General features: G+C 60.7%; 24 protein-coding genes. 9 read left to right on the forward strand and 15 right to left on the reverse strand.

Features of this window, described 5'->3' with window-relative positions; translation table 11 throughout:
• Nucleotides 1–20: 20 nt before the first annotated feature.
• From AC1DV9_RS07890 to AC1DV9_RS07900, 3 genes are all read right to left on the reverse strand, one after another.
• Entirely contained in the window at nucleotides 21–578 is a 558-nt protein-coding gene (locus AC1DV9_RS07890) for a fasciclin domain-containing protein (protein WP_112444477.1), read from the reverse strand.
• A gap of 109 nt (nucleotides 579–687) precedes the next feature.
• Nucleotides 688–1,407, reverse strand: coding sequence for an anti-sigma factor (locus tag AC1DV9_RS07895; protein WP_477947107.1), 720 nt, complete (start codon nucleotides 1,405–1,407; stop codon nucleotides 688–690).
• Nucleotides 1,404–1,943, reverse strand: coding sequence for a sigma-70 family RNA polymerase sigma factor (locus AC1DV9_RS07900; protein ID WP_112385294.1), 540 nt, complete (start codon nucleotides 1,941–1,943; stop codon nucleotides 1,404–1,406). Before AC1DV9_RS07900 ends, AC1DV9_RS07895 begins: the two co-directional genes overlap by 4 nt.
• A gap of 145 nt (nucleotides 1,944–2,088) precedes the next feature.
• Between AC1DV9_RS07900 and argB the strand changes: the two genes are divergently transcribed.
• The gene (gene argB, locus AC1DV9_RS07905; RefSeq protein WP_112514072.1) at nucleotides 2,089–2,976 is read left to right on the forward strand and encodes an acetylglutamate kinase; all 888 of its coding nucleotides are present in this window, start codon (nucleotides 2,089–2,091) and stop codon (nucleotides 2,974–2,976) included.
• Between the two features lie 7 nt (nucleotides 2,977–2,983).
• On the opposite strand, the gene AC1DV9_RS07910 is transcribed toward argB, so the two are convergent.
• Nucleotides 2,984–3,757 carry an isocitrate lyase/PEP mutase family protein gene (locus AC1DV9_RS07910; protein ID WP_477947109.1) on the reverse strand — a complete coding sequence of 258 codons (774 nt, stop codon included), beginning with the start codon at nucleotides 3,755–3,757 and terminating at the stop codon, nucleotides 2,984–2,986.
• Nucleotides 3,754–4,833, reverse strand: coding sequence for a bifunctional transcriptional activator/DNA repair enzyme AdaA (locus AC1DV9_RS07915; RefSeq protein WP_477947111.1), 1,080 nt, complete (start codon nucleotides 4,831–4,833; stop codon nucleotides 3,754–3,756). The genes AC1DV9_RS07910 and AC1DV9_RS07915 overlap by 4 nt, the downstream gene beginning before the upstream one ends.
• A gap of 96 nt (nucleotides 4,834–4,929) precedes the next feature.
• Between AC1DV9_RS07915 and AC1DV9_RS07920 the strand changes: the two genes are divergently transcribed.
• Both AC1DV9_RS07920 and AC1DV9_RS07925 read left to right on the forward strand, forming a co-directional pair.
• Complete coding sequence (locus tag AC1DV9_RS07920) at nucleotides 4,930–5,637, forward strand: pyrimidine 5'-nucleotidase (RefSeq protein WP_112385290.1); 708 nt, start codon at nucleotides 4,930–4,932, stop codon at nucleotides 5,635–5,637.
• Nucleotides 5,638–5,738: 101 nt separating this feature from the next.
• Entirely contained in the window at nucleotides 5,739–6,350 is a 612-nt protein-coding gene (locus tag AC1DV9_RS07925) for an EF-hand domain-containing protein (RefSeq protein ID WP_477947113.1), read from the forward strand.
• 41 nt (nucleotides 6,351–6,391) lie between these two features.
• Here the strand turns inward: AC1DV9_RS07925 and AC1DV9_RS07930 are convergent, their stop codons facing one another.
• Nucleotides 6,392–7,258: an LOG family protein gene (locus tag AC1DV9_RS07930; protein ID WP_477947115.1), complete on the reverse strand. Its 867-nt coding sequence runs from the start codon at nucleotides 7,256–7,258 to the stop codon at nucleotides 6,392–6,394.
• A 180-nt stretch (nucleotides 7,259–7,438) separates the two neighbouring features.
• On the opposite strand from AC1DV9_RS07930, the gene dapD reads away from it, so the two are divergent.
• The 3 genes from dapD to AC1DV9_RS07945 all read left to right on the forward strand — a co-directional run bounded on the left by dapD (nucleotide 7,439) and on the right by AC1DV9_RS07945 (nucleotide 10,187).
• Nucleotides 7,439–8,299 carry a 2,3,4,5-tetrahydropyridine-2,6-dicarboxylate N-succinyltransferase gene (gene dapD / locus AC1DV9_RS07935; RefSeq protein WP_112538449.1) on the forward strand — a complete coding sequence of 287 codons (861 nt, stop codon included), beginning with the start codon at nucleotides 7,439–7,441 and terminating at the stop codon, nucleotides 8,297–8,299.
• 111 nt (nucleotides 8,300–8,410) lie between these two features.
• On the forward strand, nucleotides 8,411–9,604 hold the full coding sequence (dapE, locus tag AC1DV9_RS07940) for a succinyl-diaminopimelate desuccinylase (protein ID WP_477947117.1): 1,194 nt from the start codon (nucleotides 8,411–8,413) through the stop codon (nucleotides 9,602–9,604).
• Nucleotides 9,591–10,187, forward strand: a complete 597-nt coding sequence (locus AC1DV9_RS07945) for a hypothetical protein (protein WP_310293255.1) — start codon at nucleotides 9,591–9,593, stop codon at nucleotides 10,185–10,187. The genes dapE and AC1DV9_RS07945 overlap by 14 nt, the downstream gene beginning before the upstream one ends.
• Here the strand turns inward: AC1DV9_RS07945 and arsC are convergent.
• The 7 genes from arsC to AC1DV9_RS07980 all read right to left on the reverse strand — a co-directional run bounded on the left by arsC (nucleotide 10,175) and on the right by AC1DV9_RS07980 (nucleotide 15,179).
• Nucleotides 10,175–10,591, reverse strand: coding sequence for an arsenate reductase (glutaredoxin) (arsC, locus tag AC1DV9_RS07950; protein ID WP_477947119.1), 417 nt, complete (start codon nucleotides 10,589–10,591; stop codon nucleotides 10,175–10,177). The genes AC1DV9_RS07945 and arsC overlap by 13 nt on opposite strands.
• Nucleotides 10,569–11,372, reverse strand: a complete 804-nt coding sequence (gene truA / locus AC1DV9_RS07955) for a tRNA pseudouridine(38-40) synthase TruA (RefSeq protein ID WP_477947120.1) — start codon at nucleotides 11,370–11,372, stop codon at nucleotides 10,569–10,571. Before truA ends, arsC begins: the two co-directional genes overlap by 23 nt.
• A complete protein-coding gene (fmt, locus tag AC1DV9_RS07960; RefSeq protein WP_477947122.1) occupies nucleotides 11,372–12,307 on the reverse strand; it encodes a methionyl-tRNA formyltransferase in 936 nt (311 codons plus the stop codon). The genes truA and fmt overlap by 1 nt, the downstream gene beginning before the upstream one ends.
• Nucleotides 12,308–12,326: 19 nt before the next feature.
• Nucleotides 12,327–12,749 (reverse strand): PIN domain-containing protein, encoded by a 423-nt coding sequence (locus tag AC1DV9_RS07965; RefSeq protein ID WP_477947124.1) that lies wholly within the window; start codon nucleotides 12,747–12,749, stop codon nucleotides 12,327–12,329.
• Nucleotides 12,746–13,009 carry a FitA-like ribbon-helix-helix domain-containing protein gene (locus tag AC1DV9_RS07970; RefSeq protein ID WP_112514082.1) on the reverse strand — a complete coding sequence of 88 codons (264 nt, stop codon included), beginning with the start codon at nucleotides 13,007–13,009 and terminating at the stop codon, nucleotides 12,746–12,748. Before AC1DV9_RS07970 ends, AC1DV9_RS07965 begins: the two co-directional genes overlap by 4 nt.
• A gap of 60 nt (nucleotides 13,010–13,069) precedes the next feature.
• Entirely contained in the window at nucleotides 13,070–13,585 is a 516-nt protein-coding gene (gene def, locus AC1DV9_RS07975; protein ID WP_112385279.1) for a peptide deformylase, read from the reverse strand.
• Between the two features lie 97 nt (nucleotides 13,586–13,682).
• Nucleotides 13,683–15,179: a methyl-accepting chemotaxis protein gene (locus AC1DV9_RS07980; RefSeq protein WP_112538441.1), complete on the reverse strand. Its 1,497-nt coding sequence runs from the start codon at nucleotides 15,177–15,179 to the stop codon at nucleotides 13,683–13,685.
• Nucleotides 15,180–15,384: 205 nt separating this feature from the next.
• Here AC1DV9_RS07980 and AC1DV9_RS07985 point away from each other — a divergent pair, with 205 nt between their 5' ends.
• From AC1DV9_RS07985 to AC1DV9_RS07995, 3 genes are all read left to right on the forward strand, one after another.
• Nucleotides 15,385–16,611, forward strand: coding sequence for a DNA recombination protein RmuC (locus AC1DV9_RS07985; RefSeq protein WP_112385277.1), 1,227 nt, complete (start codon nucleotides 15,385–15,387; stop codon nucleotides 16,609–16,611).
• Nucleotides 16,612–16,656: 45 nt separating this feature from the next.
• Complete coding sequence (locus tag AC1DV9_RS07990) at nucleotides 16,657–17,556, forward strand: ribokinase (RefSeq protein ID WP_477947126.1); 900 nt, start codon at nucleotides 16,657–16,659, stop codon at nucleotides 17,554–17,556.
• Nucleotides 17,557–17,787: 231 nt separating this feature from the next.
• Nucleotides 17,788–20,121, forward strand: a complete 2,334-nt coding sequence (locus AC1DV9_RS07995) for a methyl-accepting chemotaxis protein (protein ID WP_477947128.1) — start codon at nucleotides 17,788–17,790, stop codon at nucleotides 20,119–20,121.
• Nucleotides 20,122–20,200: 79 nt separating this feature from the next.
• Here the strand turns inward: AC1DV9_RS07995 and ptsN are convergent, their stop codons facing one another.
• Together ptsN and hpf are read right to left on the reverse strand one after the other, a co-directional pair.
• Nucleotides 20,201–20,665, reverse strand: coding sequence for a PTS IIA-like nitrogen regulatory protein PtsN (gene ptsN, locus AC1DV9_RS08000; protein ID WP_112385274.1), 465 nt, complete (start codon nucleotides 20,663–20,665; stop codon nucleotides 20,201–20,203).
• 70 nt (nucleotides 20,666–20,735) lie between these two features.
• Entirely contained in the window at nucleotides 20,736–21,311 is a 576-nt protein-coding gene (hpf, locus tag AC1DV9_RS08005) for a ribosome hibernation-promoting factor, HPF/YfiA family (RefSeq protein ID WP_112385273.1), read from the reverse strand.
• Between the last annotated feature and the right edge of the window lie 218 nt (nucleotides 21,312–21,529).

Here is a 21,529-nt window from a genome sequence, read left to right on the forward strand (position 1 = left end):
ATTCTCCTGCCTGCAATCATTTACATCTTCGGCAGAAGCACCTTGTCGATGACGTGGATCACGCCGTTCGACTGCTTGACGTCGGCGATGGTCACATGAGCGACGCCGCCGTTTTCATCGGTCAACGTAATCTTGCCCATGCTTTCCTTGGCCTTGATGATGCAGCCGCCGACCGTCTTGATGTCGTGCTCGCCGCCATCATCCTTGATCATCTTGGCGACTGTCTTCGACATCGCGTCGGCCGCGACGACATGGCAGGTCAAAACCTTGGTGAGCTGGGCCTTATTCTCCGGCTTCAGCAGCGTATCGACGGTGCCGGCTGGAAGAGCTGCGAAGGCTTCGTTGGTGGGCGCAAACACCGTGAACGGGCCCTTGCCCTCAAGCGTCGAGACCAGGCCCGCGGCCTTAACCGCGGCGACCAGGGTGGTGTGATCCTTGGAATGCACTGCGTTTTCGACGATGTTCTTGGTGGGGTACATCGCGGCACCACCGACCATCGGATTCTTGGCCTGCGCTGCAAAGGCGATTGCGGACACGGCAGTGGCAAGCGCGATGGTGCGCAAAGCGGACGTGATCATGATTGTTCTCCTCGACGCCGGCTGCAGGCACTGGCCTGATGCCTCGTGCTGCCCGGTCATTGAAGCTACGGGCGGCAGCGGAAAAGAGTTTCGGCGACAGGAAAGAATTTTACGGGCGGTGTGCCGCGCCGCTGGCAACGACCGGTCCGGTCGGAGCGCCCGTCGATGAGCCGCCGAACGGCTCGAGGCTGACGGCGAAGGTCGCGCCCTCGCCGATCTGGCTGCGCAAGTTTGCCGGGATGACCAGTTCACCGCCCTCGCCCGGCTGGAACACGCCCAGCGACTGCGGCCCGCCGCTGCCCGGAACGAGCCAGAGCTGCAGAGACTTTTCTTCCGGCTTGCCCGCAGCGACCGGTATAATGCGCAGGTGGCCGGTATCGGCCTGATACGAGGCCAGCAGATTGACCTGGCTGCCGGCTGCCGACAGTTCCGCAACCAATGGTGCCGCCCCCTGTGGCGGCGGTACGATGCCGGAGGCGAAGATGATCGCTCCGGCGGCAACGACCAGCGAGGCGAAAGTCAGCGAACGCCAGAAGACAGCCGAATTCCATAGACCACGCGAGAAAGACGGCGCGTGCGCGGGATCGCCAAAGAGACGGGCTTCGACCTGCTTGAAGGTTTCGCGGCTCGGCGCAACTGTCTCATACTCGTCGTTGAAAGCGGAAAGATTGGTTTCCCAGCGGCTGACGATCGCCGCAAACTGGCGATCACGGCGCATACGCTCTTCGACAACCCGCCGATCCTGGTAAGAGAGAACGCCAAGCACATACTCGCCTGCGAGCACTTCGTCGCGAGAGCGGCCTCCCTTGCTTTGATCGGGCGATGTCATCGTTCCATGCACTCTCTCAGCTTCAAAAGGCTGCGCCGCAGCCATGTCCGCATGGTGTTGAGCGGAACGCCGAATTGGTCGGCAAGTTCCTGGTAGCTCAGTCCTTCGACATAGGCCCGCCTAACCGACGTCGCCCTGTCAGCTTCCAACTCTTCCATGCAGGTGTCAATCCGCCTTCCTTCATCACTCATCACAGCTTGCTTTTCCGGATCGAGTGCGGAGTCGGCAAGATCATAGGCACTATCGAGCTCGTCGCTGACGGGCTTTCGCGCGCGCATGGTATCGATCGCCTGGTTGCGCGCTATTGCCGCAAGCCAGGCAGTGGGTGCGCCCTGCGACGACGCGAAAACCTTGGCGCGCTGCCAGATCTTCACATAGATCTCCTGCAGCGCCTCTTCGGCTTCCGCCCTGTCTTTCAAGATACGCAGGCAGATGGAGAAAAGTTTCGGGCTCGTTTCCCTGTAAAGGGCGACGAAGGCCTGCCGGTCGGACATCGCCACGCGGCCAATCAGTCTTGCGAGTTCATCGCCGGTCATGCCGCTGCCGCTCTCCCTAATATACCCTTACATAGAGGGACGGGCGCAAAATTGACAAGAGGCCGTCAAACTAATGCGCAACGCATTATTCCATCTGTCAAAAACTTGAGATAAAAGGCCCGCGATCCATTCTGCGGGGTAAGCCATGAACCAGTCCGAAAGCGAAATGCAGGCGCATCTTCTGGCGCAGGCGCTGCCTTTCATGCAGCGCTACGAGAACAAGACGATCGTCGTGAAATATGGCGGTCACGCCATGGGCAATCCCGAGCTCGGCAAGGCCTTCGCCAGCGATATCGCGCTTCTCAAGCAATCCGGCGTCAACCCGATCGTCGTCCATGGCGGCGGCCCGCAGATCGGCGCCATGCTCACCAAGATGGGCATCGAATCCAAGTTCGAAGGCGGGCTGCGCGTCACCGACGCGAAGACCGTCGAGATCGTGGAAATGGTTCTCGCGGGCTCGATCAATAAGGAGATCGTCGCGCTCATCAACCAGACGGGCGAATGGGCGATCGGCCTTTGCGGCAAGGACGGCAACATGGTCTTCGCCGAAAAGGCGCAGAAGAAGATCAAGGACCCGGATTCCAACATCGAGCGCGTTCTCGATCTCGGCTTCGTCGGCGAAGTCGTCGAAGTGGACCGCACGCTGCTCGACCTGCTCGCCCGCTCCGAGATGATCCCCGTCATCGCGCCGGTGGCTCCCGGCCGTGACGGTGCGACCTACAACATCAATGCCGATACGTTTGCAGGTGCGATCGCCGGTGCGCTGAACGCCACCCGCCTGCTGTTCCTGACGGATGTTCCCGGCGTTCTCGACAAGCAGGGCAACCTGATCAAGGAACTCTCCGTCGCCCAGGCGCATGCGCTGATCGCCGACGGTACGATCTCCGGCGGCATGATCCCGAAGGTCGAGACCTGCATCGACGCCATCAAGGCCGGCGTCCAGGGCGTCGTCATCCTGAACGGCAAGACGGCTCATTCCGTCCTGCTCGAGATTTTCACCGAACATGGTGCGGGCACGCTGATCGTCCCCTGATCACCGGTCAAGGCGCGGCGGCGTAAACCGCTGCCGCGGCTTCCTTCAGCTTTTCCATCATTGCCCGATAGGGTCCGGGGCCATAGCTGACCCGGCCGACGCCGAGGCTTGCCAGGGTCTTCACGTCAGGCACGCCGGCCCGCATCATGATGTTCACAGGCAGCGGCGATGCGGCACAGATCTTTTCGATCAGCCTGGCATCCGCAAGGCCCGGCACGAAGAACCCGCGGGCACCGGCCGCCGCATAGGCCCTGCCGCGCTCGATTGCTTCATCGGCAAGAGCGGCGTGTTTCGACGGATCGCTCTCTGCCAGGAAAAGATCGGTGCGGGCATTGATGAAAAACGGAATGCCGCGGGCATCGGCCATGGCGCGGATCGCCCTGATCTTGGCCGCCTGCTTTTCCGGGGAATGCAGCCCCTTGCTGCCGACGACTTGGTCCTCGAAATTGATGCCGATGGCCCCAGTATCGATGACCTTGGCGACATTGGCCGCGACGCGATCCGGCTCTTCCGAATAGGCGCCTTCGAAATCGACGGAGAGCGGCAGATCGGTTGACGCAGCGATCGACCGGGCGGTGGCGATGAGCACATCCATAGGCAGCTTCTGCCCGTCCGCATAGCCCTGCGCCGCAGCCACCGACCAGCTGCCGGTCGCCAGCGCCTTGGCGCCGCCTTCGGCAACCGCCTTTGCCGTTCCGGCATCCCAGATATTGTAGAGAACAACGGGCGTTCCCTTCCGGTGCAACGCTTCGAATGCCTTTGCCTTATCCGCCTGGTTCATGATGCTTCCTCCATTTCGGGCCTCGCTGCCCGCATTTCTGCTTCGTGTTTCAACAGCCACTGCTTGCGCCAGAGGCCGCCGCCATAGCCGGTCAGCGATCCATCCGCGCCGATCAGCCGGTGGCAAGGGATGACGACGGCAATCTGGTTGGCGCCATTCGCGCGGCCGACTGCCCTTACGACTTGCGGATTGTCCATGTCGCGGGCGATGTCGCCGTAAGCGCGCGTCTCGCCCACCGGGATGCGCATCAGCCTCGACCATATCTCCCGCTCGAAAGCTGTTCCAAAGGCAAGGGCAAGCGGCGTTTCGAACTCCCTCAGCCGCCCCGCGAAATAGGCTTTCATCTCCGCCTCGATCCGTTCTATTGCCGGCGTACGCCCGGCGGCAACGGTAGAGCGCGTCTTGCGCTGCAGGCTCTCCAGCTCCTTTGCCAACGCCTTGCGGTCGTGGAACTCCAGCAGATGCACATGCGTGTGATCGGCCACTGCGATCATCGGCCCGAGCGGTGTATCGAAGAGATCGGCAAAGAGCAGTTCGCGGTTCTGGACGATGGCGGGCGCCATGCCGATCATCCGGTGAAAGGCGGCGCGAAAACTGCTTGCCGATTCATAGCCTGCGTCTAGCTGTGCATCGATAATGCAGCCGCCATCAGCGATCTGCTTGGCAGCCTGCCCGAGCCTGCGGTAGCGGGCGATGTCAAGAAAAGTCATCCCGAGCGCGCGCTTGAAGGCGCGGCGTACCGTCGAAAGATCGTAGCCGAGATCGGTGAGGCGATCCTCCGTCCAGCGCGCGGAGGGATCACGGTCGAGCGCCTTCAGGAGATCGTCGACAACAGGCTCCCGCCCCGCCTGCTCCAACGGCCTGCACCGCTGGCACGGCCGGAATCCCGACTGCATGCAGGCCGAGACCGAGCCGCAAAAGAGCGTGTTCTCCCGCTTCGGCTTTCGCGCCGGGCAGGTCAGCCTGCAGAAGACGCCGGTCGTCTTGACGCAGGCATAGGCGAGCCCCTCGTAATCGGAGCTTCGGGCAATCAGCGCATCGTAAAGCGCGTCATCGTCGGGCAGATCGAACAGCATAAAGCCCTTCTACCATCCCGTCGAACCGCCGTCCGCCCGAAATCGGGCGTCTATTTTCGATTGTCGATGATCCCGGGCTCATGCCATAAGACGCGCATGACAAAGATCGATCGCACCCCTGAAAAATCCGACTTCGAGCATGTGAGCGAGTGGGTCTTCGACCTCGACAACACGCTCTACCCGCATCACATCAATCTCTTCGCGCAGATCGACAAGAACATGACGGCCTATGTGTCGGCGCTGCTGCAGATGGAGCGGGATGAGGCGCGCAAGCTGCAGAAGCAGTATTATTACGACCATGGCACCACGTTGCAGGGTCTGATGATCCATCACGGCATCGATCCGAACGACTTTCTGGAGAAGGCGCACGCGATCGACTATACGACGCTGTCGCCGCATCCGGAGCTTGGAGAGGCGATCAAGGCGCTGCCGGGGCGCAAGTTCATCTTCACCAATGGCAGCGTCAAGCATGCCGAGATGGCGGCGGGTGCGCTTGGCATTCTTGAGCATTTCGACGACATCTTCGATATCGTCGCCGCCGATTTCGTGCCGAAGCCGGCGCAGGCGACCTATGACAAGTTCACGGCCTTGAAGCGGGTGGAGACCAAGAAGGCTGCGATGTTCGAGGACCTGCCGCGCAATCTCGTTGTGCCGAAGGCGCTTGGGATGAGCACCGTTCTCCTGGTGCCGAACAACCTTGAAGACACGGTTGTCGAATGGTGGGAAAAGACCAGCGGCGAGGAGGATCACATCGATTTCGTGACCGATGATCTCACCGCATTCCTGGCCAAGATTACCGGCTGACTTACGAAAGTTTCATCCAGCTTACCTAGGTTTAATTGGGTTTTCTGCAACCGCAGCCTTACCTTTTGGTCGTGAAGGGATACGAACCGAAAGGAAGTCTCATGTACCGCAACAAGCTTATCCTGGCAGGCCTCTCCGCCGTTTTGATCGCCGGTGCCGCAGGCGCGAGCTTTGCTGCTCCCGGCCATCGCTCCGATGGGCCGCAGCACCATCGCGAGATGATGGGCGGCCCGCGTGGCGCCGCTTTCCGCGAGATCGCCTTCGTGCGCATGCTGAAGCAGTTCGACGAGAACAAGGACGGCAAGATCTCGAAGCAGGAAGCGATCGACGGCGTCGACAAGATCTTCGCAGCCGCCGACAAGAACAATGACGGCAGCCTGACGCCGGGCGAAATTCGCGAATATCATCAGGCGCAGATCAAGGCCTGGCGCGATGCACGCAAGGACGCCAAGAAGGATGGCGGCGACGATCAGCAGATGGCACAGAACGACAGCAAGGGCCAGAATGGCGGACCGGACGGCCACCGCTGGGGCAAGCGCCACGGCGGCGACATGATGTTCGCCTCGATGATGCGGCGCGTCGACAAGGACGAGAATGGCCAGATTTCCAAGCAGGAAGCCGAAGATGCGATGACCCGGCTCTTTACCCGCCTGGATACCAACAAGGACGGCTTCATCTCGATCGACGACATGCCCGATCGCCCGTTCCTCTAAGGGAGGAAACAGGAAGCCCGCCGCTCGCGCGGCGGGTTTTCTTATTCATGCGGTTCGTAGAAATCCTGGATGATCTTCCAGGCCTCATCGGCCGTTTCCACGAAACTGATGAGCTTGACGTCATCAGGCGCGATCGTCCCAAATTCCGCAAGCGCCTCGAAATTGACGATCGTCCGCCAGAACTTTTCACCGAACAGAATCAGCGGCATCTTTTCCATGCGGCCGGTCTGGATCAGCGTCAGGCACTCGAAGAATTCGTCGAGCGTGCCGAAACCGCCGGGAAACACGGCGATCGCCTTGGCACGCACCATGAAGTGCATCTTGCGGATCGCAAAATAGTGGAAATTGAAGCTGAGCTCCGGCGTCACATAGACGTTCGGCGCCTGCTCGTGCGGAAGGACGATGTTGAGGCCGATCGACGGTGCGCCTTCATCGGCAGCGCCGCGGTTGCCGGCCTCCATCACGCCCGGGCCGCCACCGGTGACGATCACATATTCATGGAAATCGTGGGCCGCCGAATAACGTGAGCAGAGGCGGGCGAACTTGCGAGCCTCGTCGTAGTAGACAGACGCCGCTTCCAGGTTGACCCGCTGCACATCGTTGCGCGCTGCCCAGGCGCTCTGGCCGGGCGCTGGAATGCGGGCGCCGCCGAACATCACGACCGTCGACTTGATGCCACGCTCGGCCAAAAGCATTTCCGGTTTCAGCAACTCGAGCTGCAGGCGGATCGGCCGTAGTTCCTCGCGGCAGAGGAAGTCCTCGTCGACATAGGCAAGACGATAGGACGGAGAGAGCGTTTGCGGTGTTTTCGGTACGGCGCGGGCGCGATCCTTGTCCGTTTCGCTGGTCTTGAGCGGATCCCAGACCCCATCCTTGCGCCGGAGTCTGCCATTCTTACCCTTCGCCATTCAAAAATGCCTTTCAGTCTTACCAAACGCGTCTTTAACGCCTTGAATCCAGAAACGATCTGGTTCGAAAAATCATTCCATTTTGGACGCCCATGCGATAGAGCAGATCGCATCCCGCCGATCACAATTCCCGGAGGCCCTGTAGCCTTCAGGATAAAGTTCGAAGTTTAAGGAATTCTCATGAGCGCCACCGATCTTGCATCCCTCGAAAAGACCATCGAAGCGGCCTTCGACAACCGCGACAGCGTCAGCCTCTCGACCAAGGGCGAAATCCGCGATGCGGTCGAAGCTGCGCTCGAGCTGCTCGATGGCGGCAAGGCACGCGTTGCCGAACGCGGCGCTGACGGCGCCTGGACGGTCAATCAGTGGCTCAAGAAGGCCGTGCTGCTCTCCTTCCGCCTGAACGACATGGAAGTCGTCAAGGGTGGCTCGGGCAACTCGACCTGGTGGGACAAGGTCCCCTCGAAGTTCGAAGGCTGGGGCGAGAACCAGTATCGTGACGCCGGCTTCCGCGCCGTTCCGAACTGCATCGTCCGCCGCTCGGCCTATATCGCCAAGAACGTCGTGCTGATGCCGTCCTTCGTCAACCTCGGCGCCTATGTCGGCGAAGGCACGATGGTCGATACCTGGGCAACGGTCGGCTCCTGCGCACAGATCGGCAAGCATGTGCATCTTTCCGGCGGCGTCGGCATCGGCGGCGTGCTGGAGCCGATGCAGGCAGGCCCGACGATCATCGAGGACAACTGCTTTATCGGCGCCCGTTCGGAAGTCGTCGAAGGTTGCATCATCCGTGAGGGCTCGGTCCTCGGCATGGGCGTCTATATCGGCAAGTCCACCAAGATCGTCGATCGCGCCACCGGCGAAGTCACCTATGGCGAAGTGCCGCCCTACTCCGTCGTCGTCGCCGGCTCGATGCCCTCGGGCAACAAGACCATGGCCAATGGCCTGCCGGCGCCGCATCTCTACTGCGCGGTCATCGTCAAGCGCGTCGACGAGCAGACCCGCTCGAAGACCGGCATCAACGAGCTGCTGCGCGACTAAGCTTGAAGTGACAGCCGGACATCGATCCGGTAAACAGACGGCGCTCTTTTAACGCGAGGCGGCATTCGCCTCGCCATTTCTTTGCCATCCCCGCCGGATAATTCGACCGTCATGACCGCTACCAATCCCGTCGCCAATCTCCAGACACTCATCCGCTGCCCGTCCGTCACACCGACCGAAGGCGGCGCACTTTCGGCGCTCGATGCGATGCTGTCGCCGCTCGGCTTCACGGTCGATAGGGTGATGGCGACGGAGGCTGGAACAGCCGATGTCGAAAACCTCTATGCGCGCATCGGAAACAACGGCCCGCACCTGATGTTTGCCGGCCATACCGATGTTGTGCCTGTTGGTGATGAGGCCGCCTGGACACACCCGCCCTTTGCCGCAGAGATCGCCGGTGGCGAGATGTTCGGCCGCGGCGCCGTCGACATGAAGGGCGGCATTGCCTGTTTCGTTGCTGCAGTGGCACGCCATATCGAAAAGCACGGCGCACCCAAGGGCTCAATCTCCTTCCTGATCACCGGCGACGAAGAGGGACCTTCGATCAACGGCACGACCAAGCTGCTGCAATGGGCGGCCGAGCGCGGCGAGCGCTGGGATGCCTGCGTCGTCGGCGAGCCGACCAATCCGGATGCGCTTGGCGACATGATCAAGATCGGCCGGCGCGGGTCGCTGTCGGGCAAGATCACCGTTCATGGCGTCCAGGGCCACGCAGCCTATCCGCATCTCGCCGACAATCCGGTTCGCGGCCTGCTGCAGCTGACGACGGCGCTGATGGATCCGCCGTTCGACACCGGCACCGAAAGCTTCCAGGCCTCCAATCTCGAAGTGACGACGGTTGATGTCGGCAATCCCGCAACCAACGTCATTCCCGCGAAAGCGACGGCGAGCTTCAATATCCGCTTCAACGATACCTGGACCGCCGACACGCTGCGGGCCGAAATCGTCAGCCGTCTCGATGCCGCCGCTGACGAGGGTGCATTGCGGCCGGGCCGTGATGCTGTTCGCTACGAGATCATCTGGGCCGACCGTCCCAGCCATGTCTTCCTGACCCGCAACAACGCGCTGATCGCGTCTCTGTCTTCGTCCGTCGAGAGCGTCACCGGCAAGGCGCCGAAATTGTCGACGACAGGCGGCACGTCGGATGCGCGGTTTATCAAGGACTATTGCCCCGTGGTCGAATTCGGCCTCGTCGGCCAGACCATGCATATGGTCGATGAGCGCGTTGCCGTCGCGGATCTGGAGACGCTGACAGTCATCTACGAAACTTTCATAGAGCGCTGGTTCGAGAATGCCGGGGCTTAGGGAAGTCCAATATTATCTGGCGGGGCTCTGGCTGCTGATCCGCATGGATCCGCGCGGCTTCCGCTTTCTGGATGTCTCGGAGCGCGGCGTGAACCGCTCGTTTTGGGCCATGGTCTGGTGCCTGCCGCCAATGGGCATTTCCTGGCTCTGGTGGCGCCAGGCTTTCCTGCAGACCATGCCACCACATTACGATGTCGGGCTGCCCTTTTACCTCCGTCTTGGAATGGTGGAGGTGGCGAACTGGTTCGCACCGCTGGTGCTGGCCGGGCTTTTGCTGTTGATCTTCAAGATGGGCAACCGTTTTGCCGCAGTCGTCGTCAGCGTCAACTGGCTGGGCGTGCCGCTCTCCTACATCAATGGCCTGCTGCTTGCTCTGGTCTTCTTCATTCCGGGAACGGTGAGCGTCGTCTCGATCCTGCTGCTGATCCTGATGATCGCGCAGGTCTTCATTCTGGCGCGCATCCTGCGGATGATCTTCCATGGACACGGGCTGATGGTCGGGGCGCTGACGCTGGCGCTGCTTGTGCCGACGATGATGCTTGCCGAATATCTTCAGAAATTTCTCGGGATCTATCCCGCCTGACCCCGCGCGGGCACGACCTCACCGTCTTCCTTGGTGAATAGGCCGATATCCGGATTGGGCAGAAGATCCAGCACCAATTCCGAAGGGCGGCAAAGCGCTGCGCCTTTTGCCGTCACGACGATAGGCCGGTTCATCAGGATTGGATGCTCTACCATCGCATCGAGCAAGTGACCGTCGGAGAGAGATTGATCGCCGAGGCCCAACTCGCTGTAAGGCGTGCCTTTCTCGCGCAGCATATCACACACAGAAACACCCATTTTCGCAATCAGCGCCGCAAGCTCGTGCCGCGAAAGCGGCGTTTTCAGATATTCGATGACAACGGGTTCCTCGTCTGATTGACGGATCATAGCCAGAGTATTGCGCGAGGTTCCGCAAGCGGGGTTATGATAGATCGTCACCGTCATCGCTATCTGCTCCCTTTCGTCTGTCCGGAATCACGTCCGGATAATCGATCTGCATGAAATAAAGCCCATCCGGCGGCGCTACCGGCCCGCAAGCCTTGCGGTCGCGAGCTTCGAGGGCTGCCTGCACGTCATCAGGCGTCCACTTGCCCTCACCTGCCAGCTTCAGCGTTCCAGCGAAGGAACGGATCTGATTGTGGAGGAAGCTCTGCGCTGTCGCCCGTATCTCGATCAGCTCGCCTGTGCGCGTGACATCCAGCCTGTCCAGCGTGCGCACCGGGCTCTTGGCCTGGCAATGAGCTGACCGGAAGGTCGAGAAATCGTGATTGCCGACCAGCCTCTGGGCCGCCTCATGCATCGCTTCGTGGTCGAGTGCCTTCGGCACCCACCAGGCCTTGCCCGCTTCGATCGCAAGCTGCGCGCGGCGGGTAATGATCCGGTAGAGATAGTGACGGCGAAGCGCCGAAAAACGGGCATCGAAGAATTCGGGCACGGCCAGGACATCGATGATCGACACCCGCTCGCCGGCCAATCTGAGATGCGCGTTCAATGCGTTCTGAAGCTTGAAGTCAGCCCATTCCTTGGAGAGATCCACGTGAATTACCTGACCGAGCGCATGGACACCGGAATCGGTGCGTCCTGCGCCCCGGACGGAAACCGTCTCGCCGCTCAACGACAGGATTGCCGCTTCGATCGCGCCCTGGACCGATGGGCCGTTGTCCTGACGCTGCCAACCGACATAGGGCGCCCCGTCATATTCGACGGTCATCCGGTAGCGTGGCATCAGGCGAGCCTTGTGCCGCGGGCAAGCGGTGTGCCGCGCAGGAAATCCGCCGCAGGCAGAGGTTTGCCGCCTGCCTTCTGAAGCTTGGTCAATCGGACAGCGCCGCTCGCGCAGGCCACGACCAGGTCATCGCTCAGCAATTCTCCCGCCGGCCCATTGCCTTCGGCAAGTTCAGACCCGAGAGCCTTGACGCGCTCCGGCTTGCCGCCGATCTCAAGCTCGAACCAGGCACCGGGGAACGTTGCCAGACCGCGGATGTGGTTGTGAACGTCGGCCGCAGTCCTGGCGAAATCGATACGGGTTTCGTCTTTGTCGATCTTGCTCGCGTAGAGCACGCCGTCTTCCGGCTGGGGCGTCAGCGGCAGATTGCCGGATTCGAGCGCGACCATCGCCTCGCCGATCGCCTTGGCGCCGGTGTGCATCAGCCTATCGTGCAGTTCTCCTGCCGTCATGTTCGGGCCGATCTCGACTTCGCGGGTGAGCGCGACAGGGCCGGTATCCAGGCCCTTGTCCATCTTCATCACCATCATACCCGTCTTGGTATCGCCTGCCATGATCGCCCGCTGGATCGGGGCGGCGCCGCGCCAGCGCGGAAGCAGAGACGCATGGCCGTTGTAGCAGCCGTCCCGCGTGCCGGTCAGGATAGCTTCCGGCAGCAGCAGGCCATAGGCAACGACAACGGCGACATCGGCGCCAAGAGCACGAAATTTTTCCCGCTCTTCGGGGTCCTTGAAATTCACCGGCGTGAAGACCGGCAGGCCCAGCAGTTCGGCAGCCTGATGGACCGGCGATTTCTGCAGGTCGAGCCCACGGCGGCCGCCCGGCCGCGGCGGCTGGCTATAGACCGCAACGATCCGATGCCCGGCATCGACGAGCGTGCGCAGCGTCGGAACGGAAAATTCGGGCGTCCCCATGAAGATGATGCGAAGTGACATTCTATTCCGCCGTTAACGATCAACCGTCTTCAAACGGGTTTACGAGCTTGAGATCAAGCCCCTCGAAGTCTTTTATGTTGCGGGTGGCCAGCGCAATGCGGTTGGAAAGGCAGATCGCCGCGATCATGGCGTCCTTCGTTTCTATCGGCCTTCCCGATTTCTCCCGCTCTGCCCTGAGCAGTCCATACCGATGAGCCGCGTCAATCGTAAACGCCGCTATTCGGCCTGCAAAGCCAGCTTCGATCTTCGCATAGGCCTCGGTCAAGGCGGCGCGCCGCCGTCCTTCAGGAAGCCGCGCAAGGCCATACTGTATCTCGGCTATACTGATCGCACTGATGAAGAGTTCTTCCGGCTTGTATCCGTTCAACCAATTCAGCAGCCGCTCGCTGTACATTCGTCCCTCAAGCTCCGAGAGAACGTTGGTATCGAGCAGGATGTTCATTTGCCAAACGCCGGCGGTTCGCGATCGGGCTCGCGCCTTGCTGCCTCGATGTCGGCAAGCTCGTCATCGCTCCACGCATCTTCAGAAAGAAGCGATCGCAGCCACTCGCCAGCTAGCCGGTTCTGCTGATCTGCGGTGCCCAGCGATTTGCGAAGACGCATGATAGCCTCATCCGAGAGGCTGCGCCCATTGGCGCGCGCACGTTCTTGAAGCTCACGCTTCAAAGCATCGTCGAGATTTCGGATCAGCAAGTCACCCACGGACGCCTCCTATGATATCAGCGATATCATAGTGTTCGATCGCCCATTTTTCAACGACCGTCAGAGGACCTTGGACTTGGCAGCCTTGGTGAACTTCTTGATCACCATTTCGCGCTTCAGCCGCGAGATATGGTCGATGAACAGCACACCGTTGAGGTGATCGATCTCGTGCTGCAGGCAGGTGGCCAGTAGGCCGTCGGCGTCGATGGTCTGTTCCTTACCGTCACGGTCGAGATACTTCAGCGTGATGACGGCAGGGCGCTCGACCTCGGCGTAATAATCCGGGATGGACAAGCAGCCTTCCTCATAGACGGAACGCTCTTCCGAAGACTTGAGGATCTCCGGATTGATGAACACCTGCGGCTGCTTATCCTCGCCTTCGCGCGCCACGTCGATAACCAGCATGCGGCGCGGAACGCCGATCTGGATCGCGGCAAGGCCGATGCCGGGGGCGTCGTACATAGTCTCCAGCATATCGTCGGCGAGACGCTTCAGCTCGTCATCGACACGCTCGATCGGCTTGGAAGCCTGGCGGAGAACGGGATCGGGAAGGATGATAAGTGGCTTGATGGTCATGGCGTTCCCATAACCTATCTTTTTAAGCGAGGGAATTATCCCGGAAGTGCCGGAGGCGCTTTTTTACGCGCACCTCCGGAAAATCGCCGTATTCGTCTCAGGCTGCACGGCGGCTGGGAGCGCTGCTGCGCATTTCCATCCGGGTACCGAAGCGCTGCAGCAGCTCCATAAGATTGCTGACTTCGCCGCGAAGGCGGCGGGTCTCGGCCGAGGTGTGCTCGACCATGCCGGAATTCTGCTGGGTGATCGTATCCATGTTGCGGATGGCAACGCTGACCTCGTTTACGCCAGTCGCCTGGTCGCGAGCGGCGGCGGCGATTTCAGCGACCACATGATTGATCATGTCGATGCGGCTGATCATGTCGCCCAGTGCTTCGCCGGTGCTGCTGACGATGCCGACGCCCTGGTCCACCTGTGCAGAGCTCTGCGAGATCAGGTTCTTGATCTCCTTTGCCGCTTCTGCAGTGCGCTGGGCAAGCTGGCGGACTTCCTGGGCGACGACCGCGAAGCCCTTGCCTGCCTCGCCTGCGCGTGCAGCTTCGACACCGGCATTCAGCGCCAGAAGATTGGTCTGGAAGGCGATCTCGTCGATGACGCCGATAATCTTGGCGATTTCATCCGACGACTTCTCGATGCCGGCCATGGCGGAAACGGCGCTGTTCACAAGCTCGCCGGAATTCTTCGCACGCTGCTGTGTTTCACGCACCGCATCCGAGGCCTTCTCGGCATTGGCGGCGGTCAGCCCGACGCTGACGGACAGCTGCTGGAGCGCCGCCGAGCTTTCTTCGACGCCCGCAGCCTGCTGTGCGGTCCGAAGCGCCAGATCGTCGGCAGCCTTGGAAATCGTGTCCGTGCCGCGCAGGATTTCAGCCGAGCTGCTACGAACCGAGCCGAATGACGTGCGCAGCGCAGCGACGGCGCGATTGTAGTCGTCGGCCATATGCTTGAAATTGCCCGGAAGGTCGGTAGGCAGCTTGGCATCGAGGTCTCCGGCGGAGAGCGCTTCCAAACCGCGGCGCAGATGGTCGAGCGCCATGGTCTGGTCGGCCTCCGCCTTGGCGCGGTCCTCCTCCAGCTTGCGGCGCTTTTCTTCCAATGCCTCGAGATAGACGGAGATCGAATAGTCCATGTCCAGCATCCCTGCCTTGATGACGGCGGAAAGCTTCTCGGCCAGTACCTTGCCCTGCTGGCGGCCGAACATCGACGGCCACTGCTTGTCCATGATGCCCTTAACGAGCTCGGACATGACGATCGCGTAGCCACCGATATACCACCGCGGCTCCAGGCCGATGCGGGCGTGAGTGCGGCCGACTGCGGTGACGCCCTTCACGTAGGTTTCGTCGAAATTGCCACCAGCCAGATTGGCCCAATGGTTCTCCTGCGCCTTCTTGGCGTGGCCCATATGGGATTTGTCGGAGAAGAAGCTGGCAACGGCCGGGGTCTTGGCGATCTTCTGATAGAATTTGTCAAGCGCACCGCCGACCAGCGAGCTGATGACAGGCCGGATCTCGCTCATCGTCTTGCGCGCAGCATCGTCGAGCTCGATGAAGTCGAGGCGCTGCTTGAGGTCGGATTGCGATTGCTGGCTGCTCATGATGTTCTCTGTCTGCGCGATGCGCGGTAAGGATCTGTTTCGGCAGAGACATTTCTAAAATATGGTTGAGCAATCGTTAAGCATGGCCACGATTTGTCGTCCCTCTCCCAAAGTGGACTGCGGCCTTTTGATCATACCAAAGCTACCTGTGGATTCGTTCACGTTTTGATCTGGTCAACAGGTTGAAGTTTGCTATGGTGGCCGGATGAACAATTCTGCCGACTCGCTCACCATCTCGCTTGCCGCCGTCAATCCGGCCATTCTCGCCATCGCAGGCGGCGCCATCGCCGCCATGGTCGTCGTCCTCGTGTTCTTGCTGTTCAGAAGCAGCAACTTGCGGCGCGAGCAGAATGAGGAAGCCGCGATCCGATCGGCGGAAGCCGATATGCGCATGTCGGAGCTTCTGAAAATCCAGGCGGAGATGCAGGGCCGCATTTCGACCATGGCGGAGGTGTTCGGCACGCGGCAGGCAGAGCTCAATCAGGCGATCAACCAGCGTCTTGATGGTATGTCGCAGCGGGTCAGCCACACGATCACCGAACAGACGAAATCGACCCACGAAAACCTGCAGAAGCTGCAGGAGCGGCTGGCCGTCATCGACGTTGCGCAGAACAACATCCAGATGCTGGCCAAGGACGTCGTCGGCCTGCAGGCGATCCTTTCCAACAAGCAGACACGCGGCGCCTTCGGCCAGTCGCGGATGGAAACGATTGTTGCCGATGGGCTGCCGATGGGCGCCTATGCCTTCCAGCAGACGCTGTCGAACGGTTCGCGGCCGGACTGCACCGTGAAGATGCCGAATGGCGCACCGCCGCTCGTCATCGACGCCAAGTTTCCGCTCGAAGCGTGGAACGCCATTCGCGACGCCGGCGGCCCGGATGCCACCAAGATCGCCTCCCAGCAGTTCCGGCGCGATATGGAAGTGCATATTCGCGATATCTCGGAAAAGTATCTGATCCAGGGCGAAACCCAGGACACGGCCTTCATGTTCGTGCCCTCGGAATCAATCTTTGCCGAGGTCCACGAGAACTTCGAGCCGATCATCCAGAAGGCGCATCGCGCCCGGATTGTCATCGTGTCTCCTTCCCTGCTGATGCTGTCGATCCAGGTGATCCAGGCGGTTCTCAAGGATCAGCGTATGCGCGCACAGGCGCACGTCATTCAGGGTGAAGTCGCAAACCTCATGGACGATCTCGGCCGCCTCGATGAGCGTGTGCGCAAGCTGCAAGGGCATTTCGCCATGGCGCAAAAGGATGTCGACATGATCGTCACCTCCGCCGACAAGCTGACCAAGCGTGGCTCGAAGATCGAGGCTCTCGAATTCGAAGCGACGGGCGATACCGGCAAACCGGAGCGCGAAGACCAGCCAGCTGCGAAATCGGTCGAGAGCCGGACAGGCCTTCTCAAGCTCAGGGTGGTTGACGAGGAGTGAGCCCTTCGGGCAGTGTCGCGCCAATTAAAGGACGGGACATCTACCATGATCACTGTGTTCGGCTCCATCAACATGGACCTCATCGCCACCACCGCGCGCCTGCCGAAGCCGGGTGAAACCGTGGCTGGGACTGGCTTTGCGACTGCCGCCGGCGGCAAGGGTGCCAACCAGGCGCTTGCTGCGCGCCGTGCAGGCAGCACCGTCAATATGGCTGGCGCAGTCGGCAAGGATGAATTCGCCGCCCCCGCCATCGCGCTTCTCAGTGAAGCCGGTGCAGGACTTTCCAAGGTCAATCATGTGGACGGTCCAACCGGCACCGCCCTGATCCTCGTGGGCGGCGACGGCGAAAACATGATCGCGGTCGTTCCCGGCGCTAACGGCACCGTCAGCCCCGAAGATGCTGAGGCCGTGGTTGCGGCAATGGAACCCAACGATATTCTCATGCTGCAGCTCGAGGTTCCCCCGGCCGCCGTCGAGAAGGCTCTTGATGCGGCCCGCAAGAAGGGCATCCGCAGCGTACTCAATCTCGCACCGCTGATTGCCGACGCACCACGCCTTGGGCGGCTGGCAGATATCGTCATCGCCAACGAGACGGAATTCGAGCTTCTGGCCGGACAAGAAGGTATGACCGCTGGCGATCGCGAGGCCGCCTTGAAGCGCCTTCACGGCGAAACCGGACAGACACTGATCGTCACACTTGGCGCCGATGGCGTCATTGCCATTCGCGATGGCGAGCTCGTCCGAGCGAAAGGACTGAAGATTGAGCCTGTCGATACCGTCGGTGCCGGCGATACCTTCTGCGGCTATTTCGCCGCAAGCCTCGACGACGGTCTCGATTTCGAGACATCACTGCGCCGCGCCGCCGTTGCCGGATCCCTTGCCTGCCTCAAGGCGGGAGCCCAGCCGTCGATCCCGCTCAGCGCTGAAGTCGCAAACAAGCTATAGACTTTTCTGTTTCCGATACACTCTACGAAAACCCTCTGCCGCCAAGGCAATTCAGGGGCTCAATTCGTACAGTTTCATTCAAATTTAAGAGATTTCTGGCGATCTTTCCGGCGATCGTCAGGCTTCAATTTTAACGGCGCCTGGACTTTTGCACGGCTGCTCCATGACGGTGCGGCTCACCCTCGCCTGTGCCGGAAATGTTCGTCCGGCAAGTCGCCCCGCCGAGGCACCATGTTCATCTTCCGCATGAAGTCGCTTGCCGCAAAACTCATTGTCATCACCGGCGTCGCCATCGCGCTCGTCCTTTTTGTATCAAACTTTTTCCTCATCGATCAGACGCGCAGCCGCGTGCAGACGCTGACGATGGACCAGGCGAATCTTGAGGCAAAAGCTATCGCCAACGAAATCGCCGCCAATGTCGGCGAACTGGCGAGTGCTGCGCGCTCGATGTCCGGCGTTGTCGGCCGTGGCCACGAGGGTGGCAACTTCGACCGCAAGGGCATCATCAATATCCTGAAGGCCAATCTCGAGAAGAACGCCTTCGCGTTCGGCAGCTGGTTCTGCGAACAGCTCGGCGCCTTCGACGGCAAGACCACCGAGATTGCCGACAAGCTCGACGAGGGCACCAACAAGGCTGGCGCGTTCACGCCTTACTGGTCGAAGACCAAGGATGGCGCGATCCAGTTCTCGACCTTCGACAACGACTATACGGCCGAATGGTGGAAGCTCGCTGCCGAAAGCGGCAAAGGTGCCATCACCACGCCTTACCTTGCTGAAGGCACGGATGTCCCGACGCTGCTGACCTCGATCGCTTATCCCGTCGTTTCCGGCGGCAAGATGATCGGTGTCGAAGGCGTCGATATCTCGCTGAAGTCGCTGACCGACAAGCTGCAGGCCCTGCATCCTTTCGGCTCCGGCCGTGTAACGCTGGTTGCCCAGAACGGCAACTGGATCGTCGCGCCGACGAAGGAGCTGATGTCGAAGCCCTACGGCGACGCTGAGGGTTCGGCCCAGGTCAAGTCCGCCCTGAGCTCGATGACGCCTGGCGTTGTCAAGAATCTCTCGCTCGACGGCTATGAGCCCTTCGATCGCGTCGTCTATCCTTTCGCCGTTCCCGATCTCAACGCCACCTGGGTCGTACTCGTGGACGTGCCGCACAGCGCCATCAATGCTCCGGTGCAGGATCAGACCTTCATGATGATCATCGGCGGCATCGTGGTGCTCGGCGCCGTGATGCTGGCCCTCTATTTCGCCGTCCGCTCTCTCGTGCAGAAGCCGCTCGGCCAGCTGGTCGCCGGCGTCAAGAAGCTCAGCGATGGCCAATACGAGCAGCCCGTGGCCGGTCAGGAGCGTGCCGATGAAATCGGTTCGGTCGCCAAGGCACTCGAGGGCTTCCGCTTTGCGCTTGCCGATACGCGCCGCCTCGAATCCGAGGCCGACAGCCAGCGCAGTGCCGCTGAGTCCGAACGCAGCCGCTCCGAAAGCGAGCGCCAGCAGTCGGTCGCGCTCCAGCGCCAGATCGTTGCCATCGTCGGTGCCGGTCTCTCCGAATTGTCGCAGGGCAATCTCGGCCACCGGATCAACGACGAGTTCCCTGGCGAATATGCAAAGCTGAAGCAGGACTTCAACGCTGCACTCGCCAGCCTCGAAGAAACGATCAATACGATGAATCTCAGCGTCGGCAACATCGGCTCCGGCACCAGCGAGATCAGCAACAGTGCCTCCGATCTTGCCAAGCGCACGGAACAGCAGGCCGCAAGCCTGGAAGAGACCGCAGCTGCGCTGAACGAGCTGACCGCACAGGTCAATTCTAGCGCCGAGAACGCCCGGACCGCTGCCGAGAACGTGAACCTGGCCTGCGAAGACGCAGAGAAGTCTGGCGAAGTCGTGCAGAAGGCAATCGCTTCGATGCAGGGCATCGAGCAGTCCTCGACCGAGGTATCGCGCATCATCGGCGTCATCGACGAGATTGCCTTCCAGACCAACCTTCTGGCTCTTAACGCCGGCGTTGAAGCTGCTCGTGCGGGTGAGGCCGGCAAGGGCTTTGCGGTCGTCGCGCAGGAAGTCCGCGAACTGGCGCAGCGCTCGGCGAGTGCTGCGAAGGAAATCAAGACACTAATCAATACCTCGGCCGTCCAGGTCAAGGAAGGCGTCGATCTCGTTGGCCGTGCCGGTGGCACGCTGCACAAGATCGCCGATCAGGTGATGAGCATCAACGAGCTGATCCGCCAGATTTCCGCCTCCGCCAGCGAGCAGGCGATCGGACTGAAGGAAGTCAACCAGGCCATGAACCAGATGGACCAGGTGACCCAGCAGAACGCCGCGATGGTGGAAGAAGCGACCGCAGCCAGCGTCACGCTGAACGACGAGGCACAGACCTTGAAGGCCCTGGTACTGCGTTTCCGGGTGTCCGGTCAGACAAACGGTGCGGCTCTTCGGGCTACCGCCGAGCACATGCGGGCTTCCGCAGCCCCTGCTCCCGCCTACCGGGCTCCGGCGCCCCGCCGTGCTGCTGTTGCACATGGCTCGGCTGCCGTCGCGCAGGATAACTGGGAAGAGTTCTGAGAACTGACGTCCAGTCCTAGGCAAATGAAAAGGCGCCCGGTAGAACCGGGCGCCTTTCTCGTTATTGCGCTGTACAATATCAGGCGGCGTTCGAGGCTTGCTCTTCGTTGAGGAAAGCATAGATCGCCGAGGCAGAGTCCGTTGCGCGGAGCTTGGCGACCAGATCCTGGTCACGCAGCACACGGGCGATGCGCGACAGCGCCTTCAGATGGTCGGCGCCCGCGCCTTCGGGAGCGAGCAGCAGAAAGACGAGATCGACGGGCTGATCATCCAGCGCTTCGAAATCGACCGGGCTTTCGAGCCTTGCGAAGACACCGACGATCGAGCGGACGCTGGCAATTTTCCCATGCGGGATTGCAATGCCGTTGCCGACGCCCGTCGAGCCCAGGCGCTCACGCTGCAATACGACGTCGAAGATTTCCCGTTCGGAAAGGCCGGTAATCTTGCTGGCCTTTGCCGCCAATTCCTGAAGCAGCTGTTTCTTGGAATTTACCTTGAGGGCGGGAATAATCGCATCTTGGTGCAGCAGGTCTGCCAATGCCATTTCTTTTTCCTTCTGTCGCCAAAGCCGGGTGATTGGAAGAGCGGCGCAACGCGCCGCTCATCGCCCGATCTCAGCTCTTGATATTGGCTGCGTCGATCCAGCCAATATTACCGTCATGCCTGCGGTAAACGATGTTTAACTGTTCCTTGCCCGGGCTGCGGAACAGAAGCAGCGGCTCGTCCGTCATGTCGAGCGCCATCACGGCGGTCGCAACGGACATGGTCTTCAGCTGCTTCGTGCTCTCAGCTACGATAGCCGGGGCAAAATCGTCGGGAACCTCTTCTTCGTGGTCAGGAACGCCGTCCATGACCGTATAGGCGACTTCCGCAAAACCGTTCAGATGATTTCCGGCATGATGATCTTTCAGCTTCCGCTTGTAGCGGCGAAGGCGCTTCTCGATGCGCTCCGAGGCGGCATCGAATGCGACCTGCGGATCCATTGCTTCTCCTGCAGCATGCAGCACCACCCCGCTATCGAGATGAAGCTTGCAATCCGCAGAGAAGCGCGAGCTCGACTTCTCAACGATCACCTGACCAGAATATCCCCCGTCGAAGTATTTCGTGACGGCCATGGCCATTTGCTCCTCGATCTTTTGACGGAACGAGTCACCAATTTCCATATGTTTACCGGATACACGCACACTCATGGAGTTTCCCTTCTTATAGTGGTTTGCGGTACCAGTTTACGCCAAGCCTACCTCTCATCCAAGCACTTCACGCAAACTCAAGCAAGATCGGCTTAAGTCTCGTGCTTCAAGCGCCCTGAGGATGATGGGGATAAGTCTGAACGCTGTTTCACAGCGCCAATTGCGGCGGGCTAATAAAGGCAGGTTACCAAAAAGTCAACGCCAACCGCGGGAGTTCG

The sequence above is a fragment of the Rhizobium sp. 01L410 genome, from assembly GCF_056400165.1.